At 43.7% G+C, this 21,582-nt stretch carries 17 protein-coding genes; 12 read left to right on the forward strand and 5 right to left on the reverse strand.

Annotated elements, in window-relative coordinates:
- Positions 1 to 146 precede the first annotated feature (146 nt).
- From BK009_RS09105 to BK009_RS09140, 8 genes are all read left to right on the forward strand, one after another.
- Positions 147 to 2,522, forward strand: a complete 2,376-nt coding sequence (locus tag BK009_RS09105; RefSeq protein ID WP_100905330.1) for an OB-fold nucleic acid binding domain-containing protein — start codon at positions 147 to 149, stop codon at positions 2,520 to 2,522.
- Positions 2,523 to 2,626: 104 nt separating this feature from the next.
- A complete protein-coding gene (gene radA, locus BK009_RS09110; protein ID WP_100905329.1) occupies positions 2,627 to 3,562 on the forward strand; it encodes a DNA repair and recombination protein RadA in 936 nt (311 codons plus the stop codon).
- Between the two features lie 217 nt (positions 3,563 to 3,779).
- Entirely contained in the window at positions 3,780 to 5,756 is a 1,977-nt protein-coding gene (locus tag BK009_RS09115; RefSeq protein WP_100909428.1) for a CoB--CoM heterodisulfide reductase iron-sulfur subunit A family protein, read from the forward strand.
- A 218-nt stretch (positions 5,757 to 5,974) separates the two neighbouring features.
- Complete coding sequence (locus tag BK009_RS09120; protein WP_100909429.1) at positions 5,975 to 6,682, forward strand: DUF169 domain-containing protein; 708 nt, start codon at positions 5,975 to 5,977, stop codon at positions 6,680 to 6,682.
- Positions 6,683 to 6,813: 131 nt separating this feature from the next.
- On the forward strand, positions 6,814 to 8,082 hold the full coding sequence (gene glyA / locus BK009_RS09125) for a serine hydroxymethyltransferase (RefSeq protein ID WP_100909430.1): 1,269 nt from the start codon (positions 6,814 to 6,816) through the stop codon (positions 8,080 to 8,082).
- Positions 8,083 to 8,199: 117 nt separating this feature from the next.
- The gene (locus tag BK009_RS09130; protein WP_100909431.1) at positions 8,200 to 8,892 is read left to right on the forward strand and encodes a dihydromethanopterin reductase (acceptor); all 693 of its coding nucleotides are present in this window, start codon (positions 8,200 to 8,202) and stop codon (positions 8,890 to 8,892) included.
- Positions 8,893 to 9,137: 245 nt separating this feature from the next.
- On the forward strand, positions 9,138 to 9,530 hold the full coding sequence (locus tag BK009_RS09135; protein ID WP_100909432.1) for a HEAT repeat domain-containing protein: 393 nt from the start codon (positions 9,138 to 9,140) through the stop codon (positions 9,528 to 9,530).
- Positions 9,531 to 9,568: 38 nt separating this feature from the next.
- Positions 9,569 to 10,000 carry a nuclear transport factor 2 family protein gene (locus BK009_RS09140; protein WP_100909433.1) on the forward strand — a complete coding sequence of 144 codons (432 nt, stop codon included), beginning with the start codon at positions 9,569 to 9,571 and terminating at the stop codon, positions 9,998 to 10,000.
- Positions 10,001 to 10,056: 56 nt separating this feature from the next.
- Here BK009_RS09140 and BK009_RS09145 read toward each other — a convergent pair whose 3' ends face one another.
- Both BK009_RS09145 and BK009_RS09150 read right to left on the reverse strand, forming a co-directional pair.
- Entirely contained in the window at positions 10,057 to 10,344 is a 288-nt protein-coding gene (locus tag BK009_RS09145; RefSeq protein ID WP_100909743.1) for a DUF5750 family protein, read from the reverse strand.
- Positions 10,345 to 10,444: 100 nt separating this feature from the next.
- Positions 10,445 to 10,840, reverse strand: a complete 396-nt coding sequence (locus BK009_RS09150; protein ID WP_335645295.1) for a DUF192 domain-containing protein — start codon at positions 10,838 to 10,840, stop codon at positions 10,445 to 10,447.
- Positions 10,841 to 10,875: 35 nt separating this feature from the next.
- On the opposite strand from BK009_RS09150, the gene BK009_RS09155 reads away from it, so the two are divergent.
- The 4 genes from BK009_RS09155 to BK009_RS09170 all read left to right on the forward strand — a co-directional run bounded on the left by BK009_RS09155 (position 10,876) and on the right by BK009_RS09170 (position 18,436).
- Entirely contained in the window at positions 10,876 to 12,081 is a 1,206-nt protein-coding gene (locus tag BK009_RS09155) for a methionine adenosyltransferase (protein ID WP_100909435.1), read from the forward strand.
- 272 nt (positions 12,082 to 12,353) lie between these two features.
- The gene (gene ileS / locus BK009_RS09160) at positions 12,354 to 15,533 is read left to right on the forward strand and encodes an isoleucine--tRNA ligase (RefSeq protein WP_100909436.1); all 3,180 of its coding nucleotides are present in this window, start codon (positions 12,354 to 12,356) and stop codon (positions 15,531 to 15,533) included.
- An 81-nt stretch (positions 15,534 to 15,614) separates the two neighbouring features.
- Positions 15,615 to 17,780 (forward strand): phosphoribosylformylglycinamidine synthase subunit PurL, encoded by a 2,166-nt coding sequence (gene purL, locus BK009_RS09165; protein WP_257790632.1) that lies wholly within the window; start codon positions 15,615 to 15,617, stop codon positions 17,778 to 17,780.
- A gap of 92 nt (positions 17,781 to 17,872) precedes the next feature.
- A complete protein-coding gene (locus BK009_RS09170; protein ID WP_100909438.1) occupies positions 17,873 to 18,436 on the forward strand; it encodes a diacylglycerol/polyprenol kinase family protein in 564 nt (187 codons plus the stop codon).
- Between the two features lie 116 nt (positions 18,437 to 18,552).
- Here the strand turns inward: BK009_RS09170 and BK009_RS09175 are convergent, their stop codons facing one another.
- The 3 genes from BK009_RS09175 to BK009_RS09185 are packed head-to-tail and all read right to left on the reverse strand — an operon-like array spanning position 18,553 to position 21,490.
- Positions 18,553 to 19,707 carry an ABC transporter permease gene (locus BK009_RS09175; protein WP_100909439.1) on the reverse strand — a complete coding sequence of 385 codons (1,155 nt, stop codon included), beginning with the start codon at positions 19,705 to 19,707 and terminating at the stop codon, positions 18,553 to 18,555.
- A gap of 45 nt (positions 19,708 to 19,752) precedes the next feature.
- Entirely contained in the window at positions 19,753 to 20,406 is a 654-nt protein-coding gene (locus tag BK009_RS09180; protein ID WP_100905316.1) for an ABC transporter ATP-binding protein, read from the reverse strand.
- On the reverse strand, positions 20,399 to 21,490 hold the full coding sequence (locus BK009_RS09185; protein ID WP_232728083.1) for an ABC transporter permease: 1,092 nt from the start codon (positions 21,488 to 21,490) through the stop codon (positions 20,399 to 20,401). Before BK009_RS09185 ends, BK009_RS09180 begins: the two co-directional genes overlap by 8 nt.
- Between the last annotated feature and the right edge of the window lie 92 nt (positions 21,491 to 21,582).

Raw genomic sequence — 21,582 nt, forward strand, 5'->3', positions numbered from 1 at the left:
AACACATCATATATATTTACATACTATCAATAGAAGGAAGAAATTAAGTAATAAAATATATATATAATGTAATACTAACTTGTATATTGAATATGATAGATGATTTAATAATATGACCGGAGAGAGATATTGGTGAGGGAAATAAAATGAGGGAAATGAGCCAAGAGATAAAGGATGAATATGAGAAAATTAAGGATAAAATCTCATACGAAGAATTCTTAAAAAAGATGGAAGAATATAAGAAAGAAAACGCTGATGTAAGCTTTATTGACGATATTAGCATAGCCCATATGGTAGTAGGGGACTATATTACTGAAAAAAATGAACCCACAGAAGAAGTGAAAGATTTCTGGAAAATAAAAGATTTGGAAAGTGGTACCCAGCACATAAATCTTGTGGGGCGGGTAATGAGTATTTCCAATGTTAAGAAATTCACCAGTAAAAAAGGTAGAGAGGGAAAACTAGCAAATCTGATTCTCGCAGATGAAACTGGCAGAATAAGGGTTGTTTTTTGGACTGAAAATATCAAACTAATGGATAAATTCCAGGAAGGCGATGTGGTTCGGATCAATGATGTTGAAGTGAAACAGGGTTTCCGGGAGGATGAAACCCACCTGAACATCCAATCATCCTTGGAAAAATTGGATCCTAAGGATTACCCTAATTTACCCCCATATAACGATAAAATAACTCCTTTAAGTGAGGTTAAAGGAGATGCGGAGGTAAATGTTATTGCCCGTATCATCCGGATCCCCCGAGTAAGATCCTTCGATCGTAATGGGAGAGATGGTAAAGTAGTCTCCCTGGAACTGCAGGACAAGAGTGGTAGCATGCAGTTCACCCTCTGGAACAAAGACACCAACCTCATTGATGATCTGGATCTAAAGGAAGGAGATGCCATCCAGATAATGGGAGCCCAAAGCAGAGTCCGCAATGGAGAAATATCCCTAAGTCACTCCTGGATTGGGAGAATAATAAAAGGAAACTTTGACGTTCCAGAATACCATGAAGATATTCTCAAAATCGGAGACGCCCATGAAATGCGAAATGTTACCCTCGTCGGCCTGGTTAGTAAGGTCTACGATACCATAACCTTCGAACGAGACGATGGAAGCACTGGTAAAGTGAAATCAATGGAATTAGAGGATGAAACTGGAGCCATTAGGGTTACCCTGTGGAACGAGGACACTGAAATCGATGTTAAAAAGGGAGATATCCTGAAAATCATTGGAGGTAACATTGAATTCGATGATTATTCCGGCACCAACTATAGGTTAAACACCAACTGGAACACTAAATTCATCATCAACCCAGTAATAGACCAGGAAATGAAAGATGCACTGAAAGAGGTTGGCAAATATCTTAAACCAATGAAAATCGGTGATCTTAATAAGATTGAGGATGATGGTGAAGAAGTGGATATCATTGGACGTGTGGTTAACCTCTACGAGCCTAACGAATTTCAGCGTGACGATGGCACCGCTGGTCAGGTGAGAACTGCAGAAATTGCCGATGACTCGGGAATGGTGAGGGTTTCCCTATGGGACACTAAAGCCGAACATCCACTTAAAGAGGGAGATGCCCTGAAAATTGAGAACGCACGCACCCGTCTGGGAGATTACCAGGTGGATCTCAGTGTTGGTAGAACTTCCCGACTAATTGAACCCACTGAAGATGAGATAAAAGACTTACCCTCCCTAAAAGATGTGGAATCAATGATCTACCAGAGTAAAAAGATCACCGAGTTGGCAGAAGGAGACAGGGATGTTAGCATTTTCGGCCGAATTCTAAGTATGGGAGAACCAACCCAGTTCACCAAAAGTGACGGCAGCTCCGGCGTGGTTCGTTCCATGGAGATTGCCGACGACACTGGAGTGGTAAGAGCTTCCCTCTGGGATGATCAGGCCAATACAGCCTTTAAAGAAGGTGAAGCTGTTAAAATCGAAAACCCCCGAGTTAGTCTGAGAAATGACCGTATAGAACTCAGTGTAGGTAGAACCACCCTCATTAGTAAACCCAATGAAGAAGAAGCATCTGTTCCCAGTTTGGACGCGATAGAAGGAAAACTCTACCCTCCCAAAAATATTGGAGACATTGAGGAGGGAGATCAGAGCATCAAGGTGACTGGAGAAGTGGTGGATATCCGGGGTAACAAGATACTCTTTGAAATGTGCCCCAACTGTAACAAAAGAGTTAACTGGGTTGACGATGCTTATATCTGCGATATTTGTGGTGAAGAAATCAAAAAACCAAATATGCTGATGATCATCAGTCTCATGTTAGAGGATGACACCGGAACCATAAGTATCACCTTCTTCCGTAAAGCCGCCGAGGAAGTTCTGGGCATCACCACTGCCCAAGCTGAGGAAATCATAGCTGCAACAGGCGATGAAGGATCCCTGGAAGAAAAAGTTGGTGATCTGGTTGGTAGGCAGATCACGGTGATCGCCGATGCCAGCTTCGACGAATACAATGAGGAAGTGCGTTTAAACACCAGGAAAATGGTGGATGTTAAACTTTAATTACTGGTAATAGCAAAATTAGAGTATTAAACCTGGTTTAAGAGCATCCATTATGAAAAATATAATCCAAATAATTAATTTAAACAATTCAAAGGGAGATTAAGATGGTGGAACTGGAAGATTTACCTAATGTAGGAGAAAAAACCGCTCAAAAATTAAGAGATGCTGGTTTTGCAGATATGATGCGACTGGCCACCGCCACCGCCAAGGAACTCAGTGTTAAAGCTGAAATTGGTGAAGGAGTTGCGGAAAAGGTCATCGAAGCTGCTCGGAAGGCAGAGCAGATCGACTTTGAAACAGCCCTAGATGTGATGGAACGCAGGAAAGATGTGGGCCACATCATCACCGGGAGTACTGGTTTAGACGAGTTGATTGGTGGAGGAATAGAAACTCAGGCCATAACCGAGGTTTTCGGAGAATTCGGATCCGGTAAAAGTCAAATATCCCATGAAATCGCAGTTACGGTTCAGTTACCCCCTGAAAAGGGAGGTTTATGTGGAGAATGCGTTTTCATTGACACTGAAAACACCTTCCGGCCCGAAAGGATAAAACAAATAGCAGAAGGATTCACCTTGGATGTAGAGGAAGTTCTGGGCAAGATTCACATTGCCCGGGCATTTAACTCCAGCCACCAGATACTAATGGCTGATAAAGTCAACGAACTCATACAAAAAGGAGTGAATATTCGTCTGGTGATTGTTGATTCCCTTACTTCTCATTTCCGTGCAGAATATGTGGGAAGGGAATCCCTGGCTACACGGCAACAAAAACTGAATCAACACTTGCACACCCTGCAGAACATAGCTAACACTTACAATGTGGCTGTTTTTGTAACCAATCAGGTGCAAGCCCGCCCGGATGCCTTTTTCGGAAGTCCAACCAAGGCTATTGGAGGGCACGTGCTGGGACACGCATCTACATACAGAATATGGCTTAAAAAAGGACTTGCAGGTAAACGTATCGCCCGTTTAGTGGACAGCCCTCACTTACCCGAAGGTGAATCTGTATTCAAAGTAGTTACTGAAGGGATTGTTGATTAATCAAACTCAGGAGACTTTTCCTTCTTTTTCTCATTTTTTTTATTTTAGATAATTTTTCAGTATGTTGATTTGATAATTACGGAACCCATACAAAATTGTTCTGGTATATAAACCTTGTTTAAAAAATTTAATAGAAAACTTTATATTTAGATCTGATTACACCCTAATTCATAAGATTAGATTAATAATCACATTGATGGAAAAATAGGTGATCTAATTGGCAGATGAAAATAAGCAAGAAACAACTGAAGAACCAAAAATCGGAGTCTACACATGTCACTGTGGTATCAACATCGGTGGTGTCGTTGATATCGATGCAGTAAAAGAATATGCAGCAACCCTGCCCAACGTAGTAATATCCGAAGAATACAAATACTTCTGTTCAGACCCTGGACAGGACATGATCCAGAAGGACATTAAAGAAAAAGGCATTAACCGAGTAGTAGTGGCAGCATGTTCACCTCGACTTCACGAACCAACCTTCCGAAGATGTGTTCAGGAAGCAGGACTAAACCAGTTCCTATTCGAATTTGCAAACCTGAGAGAACACGATTCATGGGTTCACATGGGCGAACCTGAAAAAGCAACTGAAAAAGCCAAAGACTTAGTCAGAATGGCTGTTGCCAAAGCCAGGCTATTAGAACCCCTGGAAGCATCCGTTGTTTCCGTGGACAAAAGATCCCTGGTTATAGGTGGAGGAGTAGCTGGTATCCAGTCCGCACTCGACCTGGCTGACATGGGATTCAAAACCTACCTGGTAGAAAAACAACCAACCATAGGTGGACGAATGGCCCAGCTGGACAAAACATTCCCTACCCTGGACTGTTCCATGTGTATTCTAGCTCCAAAAACTGTGGACGCTGCAAAACACGAAAACATCGAACTCATCTCCTTTGCTGAAGTTAAAGAAGTTCACGGTTACATTGGTAACTTCCAAGTAGTAATTGAGAAGAAACCCCGATATGTTAAAGAAGAGGAGTGTACCGGTTGCGGAAGCTGCTCCGAAGTATGTCCAATTGAAATGCCCAACTACTTCGACGAAGGAATGGGTATGGTCAAAGCAGTGTACATCCCATTCCCACAAGCAGTACCACTATGTGCAACCATAGACAAAGATTACTGTATTGATTGTAAACTCTGTGACCAGATCTGTGAACGTGGAGCAATTGACCACGACCAGAAAGCAGAACGTATCGAAATCGATGTGGGTACCATCATCGTAGCCACTGGTTACGACCCATACGACCCAACCGAGAAGAAAGAATGGAGCTATGCTGACGCTGAAAACGTTATCACTGGTATGGAACTGGAAAGACTGATCAACGCATCCGGTCCTACCATGGGTAAAGTTCTAAAACCATCCGACGGTGAAAAACCTAAGAGCGTGGCCTTCATCCAGTGTGTGGGTAGTAGGGATGCTCAAATCGACAAACCATACTGTTCCCGTGTTTGCTGTATGTACGCCATGAAAAACGCACAACTCATCAAGGACAAAATGCCTGACACCGATGTGGCCATCTACTACATGGATATCCGAGCATTCGGTAAAGGATTTGAAGAGTTCTACCAGAGATCCCAGGAAAAATACGGAATCAAATTCATCCGCGGACGACCAGCCAATGTCCTGGTTAACCCAGACGACACCCTGTCCATCCGTGCAGAAGACAGCTTACTGGGTAAAGTCACTGAATACGATTACGACATGGTTGTTCTCTCTGTGGGTCTACAGCCTCCAGAAGGAGCTGAAGAACTCCGACAGACCATCGGTCTATCCAAATCTGCTGACGGATTCCTCATGGAAGCTCACCCCAAACTCCGACCTGTGGACACCCTCACTGACGGTGTTTACCTTGCTGGTGTATCTCAGGGTCCTAAGGATATTCCTGACGCTGTGGCCCAGGCTTCTGGTGCCGCTGCCCGAGCAGCAATACCAATGGTCAAAGGTGAAGTGGAAATCGAACCAATCGTTGCAGTGGTTAACTCCGATGTTTGTGGTGGATGCGAAGTGTGTCTAGAACTATGTCCATTCGGAGCCATTGAAAGGAAGGACGAAAAAGCAACCATCAATGTTGCACTGTGTAAAGGATGCGGAACCTGTGTAGGTGCCTGCCCATCCGGTGCAATGGACCAGCAGCACTTCCGAACTGGCCAGATATTCGCCCAGATCGAAGCTGCCCTGGATTCAGGTAAATAAGGGCAAACACCCTTTTTAACCTTTTTTTATTTAAATCCTTTTTTTTTAAATTAGATTTTTTTTGAGATTATATTTTACCACAACCTAATTATCCGAATTATTACCATTAGGCTATTTTAACTTGACAAAAACTCATGGAATCCACAATATTAATTATGCGAAATCAACCCATACCTTAAATGTGGAATTAATTTTTTAAAAAAAGAGAGGGATGGGTAATGAAGTACCAGGAACTGGGTAAAAAATTCAAAAACATTCTTAAACTGGAAAGGGAACCCGTGGCTATGAAATGGGTTTCCCACGAACCGCGAAATATTCCCAAAGAAGAAGAAAAATCAAGATTCTGCACCAAACTGGACAAATCCATGAAGGGGGAGATTTTCTATTCAACTGCAGAAGAAGAAGAGTGTATGGGCGGTCTTAAATACACTGGAATGAAAGATCCAAAAGAATTTCCTAAAAACATGCGCAGTGGTTCATTTTTAGTCCCAGCAGGAGTTTATAAGAGCATACCCGCAGTGCAACGATCCTGGAAGGATAACCTGGCTATTGAACCCCATATATTCAGTGCCATAATCTTCGCACCACTTATAGAGGCCGATTTTGAACCAGATGTGATATTCGTAGTGGCCAATGCCCGCCAGGGAATGGAAATCCTCCACGCCAACGCCTACGACTCCGGATCACATGGATTAGGGGCTGATTCAGGCCCTATCTGCAGTTCAATGGCTTCTATACCTTACCTTACCAGTAAAGTCACCTATGGTTTTGGTGATATTGGATCCCGAAACCATATGGATCTCCATGATGAGGAGATTATGGTCAGCATTCCGGCCTCTGATCTGGAAAGGATAATCCAAAACTTGGAAGAAATGAAAACAAAAACTTTCTTCCGGAGGGATGAAACCAAAACAAATGGAGACTAGAATTTCTTAAAAAATACGCTTCCAACCAGTTTAACTGATAAGTTGGAAAGTATTTATATTCCCTTAATTTTATAGTTCCCTATACCAAACCCGCTAATACAATGATATCATGATTTGGCCGGAGGAAAATAATGTCAGATAATGAAAAATACGCTCAGGAAATAAAGGATATTACCAAAAAGCATCATGAATGGATGAAAAACAGTGTGAATCTCATTGCCAGTGAGAACATCACCAGTATCAGTGTCAGAGAGGCACTGGCCACTGATCTGTCCCACCGGTATGCAGAAGGACTGCCCTGTCACCGACTGTACGAGGGATGCCAGTACATCGATGAGATTGAGAACATCACCATTGACCTATCCAAAAAACTCTATAATGCTGAACACGCTAATGTACAACCCATATCCGGAGTAGTTGCCAATATGGGATCATTCTTTGCTTTGGCCAACCATGGAGATGGAATGATGGCCCTGGAAGTTCCCGTAGGCGGCCATATTAGCCATGCCAATGTGAGTGCTGCTGGTATCAGGGGTCTAAAAGTATCACCCCACCCTTTCGATGAAGAAAAAATGAACATCGACGCTGACGCCATGAAAAAGGAAATACTCACCCTTAAACCAAAAATAGTCCTTTTAGGGGGTAGTTTATTCCTCTTCCCCCACCCAGTGGAGGAAGCCCGAGAAGCAGCTGATGAAGTGGGTGCCAAGGTAATGTATGATGGTGCACACGTTCTGGGACTCATTGCCGGAGGACAGTTCCAGGATCCACTACGGGAAGGAGCAGATTTACTGGTAGGAAGTACCCACAAAACATTCCCCGGCCCCCAGGGCGGTATTATCCTCTGTAAAGGAGAATTAAAACAAAAAATTGATGATGCAGTGTTTCCTGGTGTGGTTAGTAACCATCATCTCCACCATCTGGCAGCCCTGGGCATAGCCACTGCAGAAATGGCTGAATTTGGAGAAGCCTACGCCAAACAGATCATTGCCAATGCCCAGGCACTGGCACAGAATTTCCATGAACTGGGTTTCAAAGTACTGTGTGAAGATATGGGCTTCACTGAATCCCACCAGGTGGCCATGGACATGTCCAACATCGGAAAAGCATCCAAGATGGCCAAAGACCTGGAAGCCAATAACATCATTCTCAACAAGAACCTCCTCCCATGGGATGATGTTAACCGCTCTGATGATCCATCAGGTATACGAGTGGGAACTCAGGAGCTAACTCGCCGCGGACTGAAGGAATCACACATGGCAGAAGTGGCCGAACTCATAAAAAAGGTAGTTGTTGACGGTAAAACAGTTAAAGATGAAGCATCTGAATTCATATCCTCATTTGATACTGTACACTACGCTTTCCGTGAGGACCGGGCCTACGACTACATAGAATTTTAAATGAATAGTGGGATTTATCCCAGTAATGGAATCATCAATTTGCTGCTGCCAATAAATCCTATTTAGTTAGAGCGGGATTCATATTTAGTTAATAGATGGTAAAAACGAGGATGGTTTATGAAAATTGCCTGGGCCTTCACCGGAGCAGGTCATCTGCTCAGAGAAAGCGTGGAAACACTGGAAAAACTTGCAACAGAACATAAGGTAACTGTACTGCTTTCTGGTGCTGGTGAAGAAGTTTTAAAAATGTACGGACTCTTCGACCGTGTTAAATCAGTTACCGGAGGATATTATCAGGAGCTGATTTTGGAAAAGGACCAAATGTGGAGTTATCCCATATCTGGTCGTTTTTCCCTGGGGAGATACGATTTATTAATTGTTTCCCCCACCACCTCCAACACCATTGCCAAACTGGTTCATGGAATTGCTGACAGCCTGGTGACCAATGCCGTGGCCCAATCCGGTAAAGGGAAAGTAAAAACCCTGCTGGTCCCAGTTGACCTTGAATCTGGAGATTTAGATACGGTTCTCCCCTCTAAACTCGAACTGGACCTATGCCAGAACTGTACTACTTGTGAGGCTGCAGCAGTATGCCCTCCCGATGCCATCACCCCTGGAGTGGAGATCAACCTCCTTAAATGCCAGGGATGTGCTGCCTGCCAAACGGCATGCCCCTACGGTGCAGTGAGCGGAGGTAGCATTATCACCATCCACATGCGGGAAATTGACATTAAAAACAGCAGGAAACTTCATCATCTGGAGGGAGTGGAAGTTTTAAAGGACCCATTAGAAATATTAAGCCATCTATAAATCCAATTATTATTATTCTTAATAATTTAACCTTTATTTACTTTTAATTCTACCTTTGAGTCTAATCCTGAGTATTTCAAAAACATATAATGATAATGATATATTAAATTAAATTTAAGAAATTTCTTATTTTTTCCAATCATTTGAATAATATTTAATTAAGGATTACCAACAGATCATATCAATGAATTCACTCCGTATGGAAGTACAGATTAAGGTCATAACCAGATGAGGGGGTATTAGATTTGGCTGAAGAACATAAAAGAATAGGTTTCCTTCTGGAAGAACTTAAAAGTAATGATTGGAAGGTTCGTGAAGATGCTGCCGAACTTTTAGGAGAAGTTGGGGAGCCGAACGCAGTTGAACATTTAATAGAAGCCCTTGAAGATAATGATTGGCATGTCAGGGAGGCTGCCGCCCTTTCACTGGCAATATTTGAAGATGAAAGAACTATTGAACCTTTGATAAGGCTCATGGATGATAAAAAAGCCAATGTAAGATACGGAGCAGCCATAGGTTTATCCATGGTAGGAGACCAGCGTGCAGTGGATGTGCTGGAGAAGGCCACTGCTGATGAAAATTCTGTGGTTCGTAAAGTGGCCAAATTGGCCCTCAAAGAGGTTAAAAACCGGTTATAATCGTTTTTATATACTAATGTTTAGTCAGAGGTGGGAAAATGGTAGATGATAAAATACAAAAAGCAGTACACCGCCTTTTAGAAGAATATTCCCAAGCATACCAAAACAAAGACGTTGAAGGGATATTGGAACTATTCGTAGACAGTGATGACCTGGTAGTGATTGGTACTGGGGATGACGAGTGGGTTAATGGTATAAATGAGCTTAAATCCGGATTTGAAAGGGATATGGGCCAGGCAGATACTATAAATGTTAAGTTCAGAGATATTTCCATCTCCTCTTCAAGTAATGTGGCCTGGTTATCCAGCCACATGAACATGGAAGCCACAGTAGAGGGTCAAGAAATATACCTTCCGGGTCGTTTAACTGCAGTTGTTCTGGAAAAAAATGGAAAATGGCTTTTTGCCAACCTTCACTATTCTTTACCTAGTGATCTCCAGGAAGAAGGTAAAGCCTGGCCAGAGATATAAAAATAGTTTAAAAAAGATTCGTATATTAAAAAGATTCAATAAGAGCAATAAAACTATCAATGGTCTTGCAGGAGAGCCAGGAGGTATGCAGTCATCTCTATCTCCTCCCTGGCCTGATAGTCTTCCAATCGGGTTTTAGAATCCTCAGTGCCAAAGGGATAATATTCCTTCTCAAAATAAACATTTAGATATAATTCATCATCCTTAACCGTGACCGGATCCTCCAAAAGAACCTCCAACTGACTTAATTCTTCCCCATTAAGTCCAGTTATCCTGTAAGTTACGTAGTAACTTTTCAAACTATCTGAAAACCCGTAATCAATGATCTTCACATTTAACTGCAACTTATCATCCCCCCAGTTGGTTTGTGGATTCATATTTTTTTAAAATATATTGTTTATAGCCCCCGAATCCCTAATTTTCCATATATGCCCCATAAACTATTCATGCACTCTCACAGGCGAAGTCCAGTTCATCACCAATTTCCGTGTTCGATTCGGCGATTTTACCTATTTCCAGTTCAATAACATATCGGGCTGGTGCTACTGGCGTGTAGGTGGTCCAGGGATCAAGGGTGACTGTGTCCACCACTTTTTTATCAGAATCTGCGAATACCACATCGAGGGGTATGCGCATGAAGAACATATGAATACCCGAAGCTCTTCGACTCCTATCAGAAGGTAATTTTAAGATAAGTCCCATCTCTAATTTTTTTACCATCATTAACCCCTTGAAACGGGAGAAAAAACTGTTGGCAACATCGGCATTTCCCAGGTTGGTGCCCTTAGTTTTATTTACTATAAACACATAACTCATAAAGATAGTTTTTAACCTAATCATTATAATAGGTTTTTATAAGGTTTGAGGGATCTTGTATGAGAAATATTATTGTTGAAGAGCTAATTCAAAAACCCATTGAGGAACAAGAGATAGAAATCGTTGAAAGGAAAGGTATCGGGCATCCGGACAGTATAAGTGACGGAATAGCTGAATCAGTTAGCCGTGGCCTATGCAATGCTTATCTTGATCATTTTGGTGGTGTATTGCACCATAACACTGATGAAGTCCAGATAACTGCAGGGGAATCCTACCCTGAATTCGGGGGAGGAGATATAATAAAACCCATGGATATCCTCCTCACTGGAAGGGGAGTTCCAGAATACGAAGGAAGGAAAATTGGTATCGACAGGATAGCAATCAAAGCAGCCAAAAATTACCTTAAAGAAACCCTGATCAACCTGGATGTGGAAACCTGTACCGTGGTTGAGTGCAAAATCGGGCATGGTTCCGGAGACCTGGTGGATGTTTTCGGAAGAGAAGGAACCCCTAAATCCAACGATACATCATTCGGAGTTGGTTTCGCACCATTCTCAGAAACGGAAAGGATGGTTATGGCCATTGAAGAACTTTTGAATTCAAAAGAGTTCAAAAAGAAATATCCACAAGTAGGAGAGGATATTAAGGTAATGGGACTCCGTGATCATGATCAAATCACCCTTACCGTGGCTGTGGCCATGATATCCAAGTATGTGGACGGTGTGGAAACTTACTTGGACACCAAGGAAGAGCTTAATGAGATCATCACCAACCTGGCCAAGGAACACACCGCCCGAGATGTAACCACCTTCATAAACACTGCAGACAATCCTAACTGCGAATCTGAGGAAGGTTACTACCTAACTGTAACCGGTACCTCCGCGGAGATGGGAGACGATGGTTCCGTAGGTCGGGGAAACCGTGCCAACGGACTTATAACTCCCAACCGGCCAATGTCCATGGAAGCCACCTCTGGTAAAAACCCCATAAATCATGTGGGTAAAATATACAATCTTCTATCGAACCAAATGGCCAATGACATCGTGAAAGAAGTGGAGGGAGTTAACCAAGCCTATATGATGATTCTAAGCCAGATTGGATCCCATATTGACCAGCCTAGAGCTGCCAGTGCCCAGCTCATCCTGGAGAAAGGTTACCAAATGAGTGAAGTTCGCAGCGAAGTTCAGGGAGTTATGGACACCTGGCTGGCAGAAATCAACAAAATAACTGAGATGTTAATAAAGGGAAAACTTCGAACCTTCTAAAAACCTCTTATTCCCTTTATTTTCCCCAAATTTTTTCCAATTATTATTTTATTTTGAATCCCCTTTTTTACCGGCCATTACAATGCTGATTTCAATGATCAACGCCCATGTTACAATTATATAAAAGGATATAAAAGGCCGGTAACAAAGTTTGTTATGAGTAGATGATCATGATTGAATGATCACCATGTTTGAATAAAGGAATTTAAGTAGATTTAACCAGTTAAGAGTAGATTTATCAATATAATGAGCAATTTAAGGAGAATATTCAGATGGCAATCAAGGAAGCCCCACGATCATACCAGTCCAGCACCATAGAGGAGAAGGTACAGAAATTCTGGGATGATAAACAAATATACCAACATACTAAGGATTTAAGGAAGGATCAGCCTAATTTTTCATTTTTAGATGGACCACCATACTGCAGTGGCAGGATACACCTTGGAACCGCCTGGAATAAAACTATAAAAGATAGTTTCCTCCGCTTCAAATCCATGTCCGGGTTCAATGTACGCAGGCAGGCCGGATGGGACACCCATGGACTGCCCATTGAACATAAAGTGGAAGGACTCCTGGGACTCAAGAGTAAAAAGGAAATTGAAAGCAGGATCGGTATTGAAAACTTTGTGAATAAGTGTAAGGAGTTTGCGGTGGAAAACCAGGGCTTGATGACCAAACAGTTCGAAAAAATGGGTGTTTGGATGGATTGGGATAATCCTTACGTGACATATGATACCCAATACATGGAAAGCTGCTGGTGGACCCTTAAAAAAGCCCATGAAAAGGAACTTCTGGTTAACGATCTGCGGGTTATCACCTGGTGCCCCCGCTGTGAAACTGCACTGGCCCTGGCTGAGATCGACTATGAAAACAAGGAAGACCCCTCCATCTACGTTAAATTCCCCCTAAAAGAAGAGGAAAATACCTACGTCCTGGTGTGGACCACCACACCCTGGACCCTACCTGCTAACCTGGCAGTTTGTGTGCATCCAGATTATGATTATGCCTACGTAAAGGTTGAAAATGAAGGCAGAGACGAAGTTTATCTGATGGCCGAAGCCCTGGTGGAAGCCACCTTCCCAGAACAGGATTATGAAATAATTAAAGTGGTTAAAGGAAGCGATCTAGAAGGAATTGAATATTTACACCCACTTACAGGTTTAATAACTCCAAATTATGCCCAAACCACCATTTCGAGTGATTCAAATGCGAAAATTGATTTCAATTATCGCATCCTCCCCGGAAACCATGTTACCCTCACCGAAGGAACCGGTTGTGTGCACACTGCCCCAGGACACGGTCCTGATGATTTTGAAATTGGAAAAGAATTCGGATTGCCCATATTCTGTCCAGTGGATGAGGCAGGATTATTCACCCCAGATGCAGGTAAATACGAAGGTCAGTTCGTTAAAGATGCTGATCCTTACATAATCGCCGATCTGGATGCCCATAACCTTTTATTCAAAGAAGGGATCATAGATCACCGTTACGGGTTCTGCTGGAGGTGTAAAACTCCCATCATCTACCTGGCCACCAAACAGTGGTTTTTGAAGATCACCGCAGTGAAGGATCAGATGCTCCATGAACTGGACAAGGTGGAATGGGTGCCGTCCTGGGCTGGTGAAAGCAGGTTCCGGAACTGGGTTGAGAATGCCAGGGACTGGACCATATCCCGGCAGCGTTACTGGGGTATACCCATACCCATATGGCTCTGTGAGGACTGTGGGAAGATGGAAGTGGTAGGATCCATCAGTGAACTTAGGGAAAAAATTGTGGAAGGAGAATTAGAGGGAGATTTCATCCACCGACCACACGTGGATGAGATCAAACTGGGCTGTTCCTGTGGTGGGAAAATGCAACGCACACCGGATGTTCTGGATGTTTGGATCGATTCCGGAGTAGCAGGATGGGCTGCTCTCCACTACCCCCAGGAGAAGGAGATGTTTGAGGAATGGTATCCTTACCAATTCATCACTGAAGGCCATGACCAGACCAGAGGATGGTTTTACTCCCAGATGGGGTGTGGAGTAATCGCCCTGGACACAGTACCATATCAGAAGGTATTAATGCATGGTTTCACCCTTGACGAGGAGGGGAAAAAGATGAGCAAGTCCCTGGGGAACGTGGTGGAACCTGATGAAGTTATTGAAAAGTACGGGGCAGATGTTCTTCGTTTCTACCTACTGTGGGGTAACAAACCATGGGATGACTTGAAGTTCAACTGGGATGAACTGGGAACTGTGAACAAGATGTTCAACATTCTCTGGAATGTTTACGTCTTCAGCACCACCTACATGGCCCTGGACGAATTCAACCCCACCCTCCATAGCAAGGATGATCTGATATTCCGTGATGAGGACCGCTGGATCACCTCAAGGGTGCATTCGGTGGCTCTTGAGGTTACCGAAGCCATGGACAGCTTGCACCTTCACAAGGCCACCCGTAGCCTCAACCATTTCATACTGGAGGATCTGAGCCGCTGGTACGTTCGCCTCATCAGGGGAAGGACTTGGGTGGAAAAAGAAGATCCTGATAAACTGGGAGCCTACTACACCCTTTACCATGTGCTTAAAGATATGATAACCATCATGGCACCCCTAGCACCACACATCACCGAAGAGATTTACCAGAACCTGGTGCGCAGCGTGGAAGAGGATGCACCGGAAAGTGTTCATATGCGGGACTGGTGTCTTAACGAGGAACTCATTGACCAAAAACTGGAAAACAATATGGATATATTGCGGGAGATTATAGAGGCCTGTGCCCGTGCCCGTGATGTGGCCCGTTACAAACTACGCTGGCCCGTAAGGGAGATCATGATCGTCACTGAAGATGAGAAGGTCGTCCAGGCTGCAGAGGCCCTCTCGGATGTGCTCACCGAACAGGCCAACACCAAAAGCGTGCAGACTTCAGAGGAGTTTGAAGGTCTTAAAGTCCTGGCCACTCCCAACATGAAAACATTAGGACCTAAACTCCGTGGAGATGTTCCAAAAGTAGCTGCCAAACTGGCTTCAGCCGATGGTGCGGAGATTGTCAATGCCCTCGAGTCCAGTGGGGAGTACCTGGTGGAACTGGAGGATAAGACCATCACCCTGGAGAACGGGGATGTGGTCTTTGAAACTGAACTCCCGGATAACGTGGTTAGTGCTGAATTTACTGGCGGAAGTGTTTTTGTGGACACTAAACTCACCCCGGAGATATTATCGGAGGCCATGTCCCGCGAACTTATCAGAAGAGTGCAGGATATGCGTAAAGATCTGGATCTGGATGTGGAAGCCAATATCAGTGTAAGCGTAAACTGCAGTCTAAAGTTCCAGGAACTGGTGGAACCGCACCTTGACTTCATCTCCCATGAAGTGAGAGCAAAAAGTCTTGTGTTCGGATCTGATAAGGGAGATTACACTAAGAAATGGAATATTGAAGAGCACGAATTAGTTATAAGCATTAAATAGTCAGGATAAAAGATTTAATTAATTTAAATCCTGATGAAATGTTTTAAATGTGAATGAAGTCCTGAGGCAAAAAAAAGAGGGATAAACATGACTTTAACCAATGATGAAATGGAATACATCAAAGAGGAACTGGGAAGGGAACCCAACCCCCTGGAATACGGTATGCTGGACATAATGTTCTCTGAACATTGTTCCTACAAAAGCAGCCGCCCCATACTGAAATTGTTCCCCACCGAGGGGGAAAAGGTCATAATGGGTCCGGGGGACGATGCTGGAATTGTGGAGTTGACCGATGACTTGGCCCTGGTTATGGGTATGGAAAGCCACAACCACCCCTCAGCAGTGGAACCCTACGGAGGAGCAGGAACCGGTATTGGTGGAATAATTCGGGATATCATCTCTATGGGTGCCATGCCAGTGGCCCTCCTGGATTCTCTGCGCTTTGGACCAATGAACGACCAGCGCTCACGTTACATCTTCGAATACGTGGTTAAAGGAATTTCAGACTATGGTAACCGGGTAGGAATACCCACCGTTGGCGGAGAAGTGGAATTTGAGGATAACTTCAAATTCAACCCTCTGGTAAATGTGGTCTGCGCAGGTATTGTGCGTAAAGATGAAATTGTAAAAGGAATTGCTCCCAATGTGGGTGATGTTTTCGTGCTGATGGGTGGTCGCACTGGAAGGGATGGTATACACGGTGTTACCTTTGCATCTGAAGAACTCACATCCTCCTCTGAACTGGAAAGTAGGCCGGCAGTGCAGGTAGGTGATCCCTTCACTAAGAAACAGGTTATGGAAGCTACATTTGAAGCCCTGGAGAAAGTTAACGTTCAGGGATTGAAGGATCTGGGTGGTGGAGGCCTCACTTGCTGTATTTCTGAGATGGCTGATAAAAGTGGTAACGGTGCTCTGATGGAGTTGACCAAGGTACCACTAAGGGAGGAAGGAATGACTCCCTATGAAATTATGCTCTCCGAGTCCCAGGAAAGGATGGTCTTTGTGGTACACCGTCAGGATGTGGATGGCTTGCTGCAAGTATTCAACAAGCATGAACTGCCCTATGCAGTGATTGGCCAGGTAACCAGCACCGGGCGCATGGTGGTAACCCAGGAAGGAGAAGTAGTGGCCGATCTACCAACCGAATTACTGGCTGACCCACCCCTAGTGGAACGTGAAGCCATAAAACCCGAGAAAGACGAGAAATATGTGGAAGTAGAAGATGGACCCATAGATGAGGCTCTTTTGAACCTGCTTTCCAGTCCCAACTTAGCCAGTAAAAAGTGGGTGTACCGGCAGTACGATCACGAGGTGCAGATCCGTACCGTGGTTAAACCTGGAGATGATGCCGCCGTTTTAAGGGTGGATGATGAGAAGGCCTTCACCCTAACCAGTGACTGTAACAGCATCCACTGCTATCTGGACCCGTATCATGGCGGATCCGGAGCAGTGGCTGAGGCCATACGTAACGTGGTGGCCATGGGATCAAAACCATTATGTATGGTGGACTGTCTTAACTTCGGGAATCCCGAAAAGCCAGAAGTGTTCTGGCAATTTAAGGAGTGTGTGCAGGGAATGTCTGACCTGGCCAACCGATTCCAGTTACCAGTCACCAGTGGAAACGTGAGCTTCTACAATGAAACCGAAGGAGTCACAGTTAACCCCTCACCAGTGGTGAGCGTAGCGGGAGTTATGAACCTTAAGGACATTCGAACCATGGAATTCAAAAACAAAGGAGATAAAATCCTGATTATCGGAACCACCCGTCCAGAAATGGATGGATCTGAATATCATAAGACTATCCATGGGTTGGTGCAGGGTGAAGCTCCACAGGTCAATATGGAATATGAATACGCATCGGCACAGGCCATTCTGGAATTAATCCAAAATGATGAAAATGGACATGTCACTGCAGTTCACGACCTATCTGCAGGAGGATTGGGTGTTGCTCTGGCAGAAATGATAATCAAGGGAGATATGGGTGCCAGTGTAGACCTATCCCGTGTTCCTGGAACTGAAGGACTATCTGTTCCTGAAATATTGTTCTCAGAATCCCATGCTCGTTACCTGGTCACTGTGACTGAGGAGGCCCCAGATAATGTTACCAGCACCCTAAAAGAAATGAACGTACCGTTTGCAATTATCGGTACTGTTGGTGGAGATTCTCTCCAGATAGATAATACCAATATCAACGTGGCTGAGCTTAAAAATGCTTACCAGGGAGTTATAGAAAATTTTATGGCCTGATGAATAAGTTAAGAAAATCAACAATAAAGCCATTGATAGAAATGAGGTAACCAGTCCGGTTACCAAATAAAAAAAGATAAAAGTCTGATCCCATGAAGAAAGAACTCTGGAGGCAACTGATACATGCTTCCGGAGTCTTCATTGTTGTCTTGAGCTATTTCATACCCCCACAACTCCTGATTTTCCTCTGTGTGGCCATCCTGATCTTTGTGGTTATGGTATTCCGATTGGACCATAACCATAACATACCATTGTTTTCCACAATTTTAAGGGTTGCCAAGCGGGACCATGATGAAAGGGGATTTGTTTACTTTTTTATAGGAATTATCATCACCCTTTACTTCTTCCAGTTTAATATGGGCATTGCCAATGCTGCTATTCTAATCCTGCTTTTTGGAGACTCAGCATCCACCCTCATTGGTAAAAGATTTGGAAAAATAAAACTACCATTCCAGTCACATAAAACCATGGAAGGGAGTTTAGCATTCTTAGTAGTAGGTTTTCTGGTTTCCATCACCCAAGTATCAATTTTGACTGCATTTATCGGGACCCTGGCCGGGACTCTTACTGAGGCCTACAGTCCCATTGATGATAATGTACCCATACCACTGGTTTCGGCACTGTTTATGAGTATAGTGGTATATTTAATCGGCTAAAAAAAAGAATGCCCCTTAACACTAAAAATATTGGATTATCACTGACCTATCCAATTCAACAATCCAAAGATATTATTCTCATTTTTTATTCCCTAAACATGCATTTAAAAATGTTTTTATAACCGGATAGCCCTTTCATGACGGAAGGATCTTACAGTACCCACAAATATCAGGAATGATAGGATCAATGTGGGCAGTAGGTATAGCATGATTTCTGGTTGAATTCTTGGAGACACTGCTAGTTTCACCATTAACACCGTGGGTATGAAGTTGAAACCCCCCTGGAATATTTCCGATTTCACAAAGAGGGGTATGAATAGTATGAAGGTTGCAAATACCAGTACCAGTGTTATTGCTGAGTTAGCCTCCTTGGTACTGTCCACCAGCATGGATATGAGTATTCCCACCCCAATAAAAGCCAATCCCATGAAAAACAACACCACAATTAAAAGAACAGGATTGTATATGGGCACCCTTAATAGATTGAGCACTAGAATCCAAGCCAAACTCTGAATAAGGGAAAATAATAGGATAGGGATTATTTTACCAATTATCACCATGTAACTGGATAATGGAGTCATGAGCAGTACTTCAAAGGTTTTTCTCTCCTTCTCCCCTACCACGCTATCGGTTACTATATTGCTGGCCAAAAAGAAGGGTAAAAGGAGGATGAATGGGACTATAAATCCGTAGATCACTTCCACAAAGTAGGGACTGTCCAGGGCTAAAGGCACCTGTTTATCCTGATTAACTTTAACTATTTCAAAGTTAACCGGGTTTAAAATGGTGTTTACCTGGGTTTCATTTAGTCCAGCATCCTTAAGGGATTTGTTGTTATTGTATTTGTCCGCTGCCTCGTTGATCTTGGTGGAAACCACTGAATAGAAAACATTGGAGGTATCCACGTTCAATAGCACATCCCCAGTGGGAGAAAGATCAACTACCGCCACTAACTTCTCCCCAAGCTCAGTTTTAGCCTGATCAGTGCTGTTGTAATAGTTTAAAGTTAGTTTTTGTTCTTCCAAATACTGGGAGAGACTGGATCCATTCAAACTCTGCGGTAAACCTATATTAATAGCCGAGGTCACCCCAATCTCATCCAGAAGGGCAGGGTCACTGGCCACGGAGGCTACTGCTACCAGACCCACCGCCCCCATTATTATGAAGACCTGGACTAAGACTACCAGTATGTATATCCTGTTCTGGAGGATGTCCCTGGATTCTTTCCTGGCCAGGGCCAGTATTTTACGGATGGTGGTGGGGATTTTCATATTTCCTGTTTTTATTTTTTAGATTAGGGAGTATCTAATCAAATATCACCCATATATATTTCCATCCCTCATTTCAACAGTTTTATGTGCGTATTCCGCAGCCATAGGGTCGTGGGTGACTATGATAATACTCATCCCATCCTGGTTAAGATTGGTTAGAAGATCCATGATCATCCTACTATTGGCAGTGTCCAGTTCCCCGGTGGGCTCGTCTGCCAGAATTAACAGGGGATCGTTGGCCAGGGCGCGTGCTATGGCCACTCTTTGCTCTTCACCACCGGATAACTGAGTTGGTAGGCGGTCGTATTTACCTTCCAATCCAACACGATCCAGGATCTTGCGTGCCTTCTCTTTATCCGGTTTGATCATGGGTAACATTACATTTTCTTCTGCAGTTAGCTGGGAGAGGAGGTTGAAGCGCTGGAAAACAAAACCAATCTTGGTTCTCCTGAGTTTGGCCTGTTCTTTCCCGGATAGTTCTTTTACATTTTTGCCCTGGAGAACCACTTCCCCCCGGGTGGGAAGATCCAGTATGCCTGCCATGTGGAGTAGGGTGGATTTACCTGAGCCAGAGGGACCCATAACTGCCAGGAATGACTTTTCTTCCAGTTTGAAGTTTACACCCTGCAGGGCGTTTATTTCCTCAGCACCCATTTTATATGTTTTCCATGCTTCTTTTATTTCAATTATATCAGTCATAGCGCAACGCCTCCACAACATTGAGTCTGGATGCCCTCCAGGCAGGGTAAAACCCTGCTAGAATACTTAGTAAGGTGGCGCCACCAACTACTGCCAGAACCAGCCATATAGGCAGCATCTGAGCAAGGGTAGCATCTTCCATCCCTAATACTGGGCCTAAAAATATTATGGCCAGTTGCAGGAGAATTGCTGCCAGTATAAGGCCGATTAATGCTCCGATAAATCCCAGTAGTCCTGCTTCCATGAGTATACTGCCCAGAACTTCCTGGTTTGTGAATCCTATTGCCTTTAAAACTCCTATTTCACGGGTTCTTTCGGTGACATTCACCAGCATGATGTTCACAATACTTATAACTCCTACAATGAGGCCTATGCTGGCAATAGCCCCTATGAAGAGCATTATTCCGTTCATCATTTCATCGATCTGTTTGGTAAAATCAGACTGAGTCATGGCCATGGTTCCCGGTACTTCACTTTCCACATCTTTTTTAGCAGATTCAGGGTCTCCCCGGGCACTGGCAGTTAAACTGGAAACTTTATTCTCGTTTAGGGGCAGGGCTTTGTCCACATCTAAAAACACGATTCCCATTCCCATCCCTGTGCTCTGCTGAGTTATTCCAGTTACAGTGAAGTCCTGATCTTTGATGGTGATTTTACTACCTATTTTATAACCAAATTTATCAACCAGGGACTGGTCAATTACCACACCAGGAGTGCCGTTTAGCTTCACCTGATCCCAGTTGGATATTCCCAGTACAAATAGTGGAGTCCTGTTCATGTCGGTGGTGAACTGGGTTTCCTCTTTCACGTCGTAGATCTGGGACATGTTTTTAATTTTGGACACAGTTTCCGGGTTTAGATATGAATCACCACTGGATCCCATGAATGCTCCTCCTGAGCTGTTGTAGATTGACAGGTCCCCCATCATGGTTTCGGTCTGTTCTTTCATGTACGATGTCATCCCGGTACCAGCACCCATTAAAAGCACCAGAGTGGCCACACCAATTATTATACCCAACATGGTCAGCGCACTTCTGAGCTTTCTTCTTTTAAGGTTTTTAAAGGAAAGTTTGTAAATACTCATGTTCTTTACTCCATTTAATCTTTAACAATTCCTCCATATGAGTTATTGCATTGCAAAATAATAGATTTGCAAAGATTAGTAATATATTTTTT

The sequence above is a fragment of the Methanobacterium subterraneum genome (genome assembly GCF_002813695.1).
GTDB lineage: Archaea > Methanobacteriota > Methanobacteria > Methanobacteriales > Methanobacteriaceae > Methanobacterium > Methanobacterium subterraneum.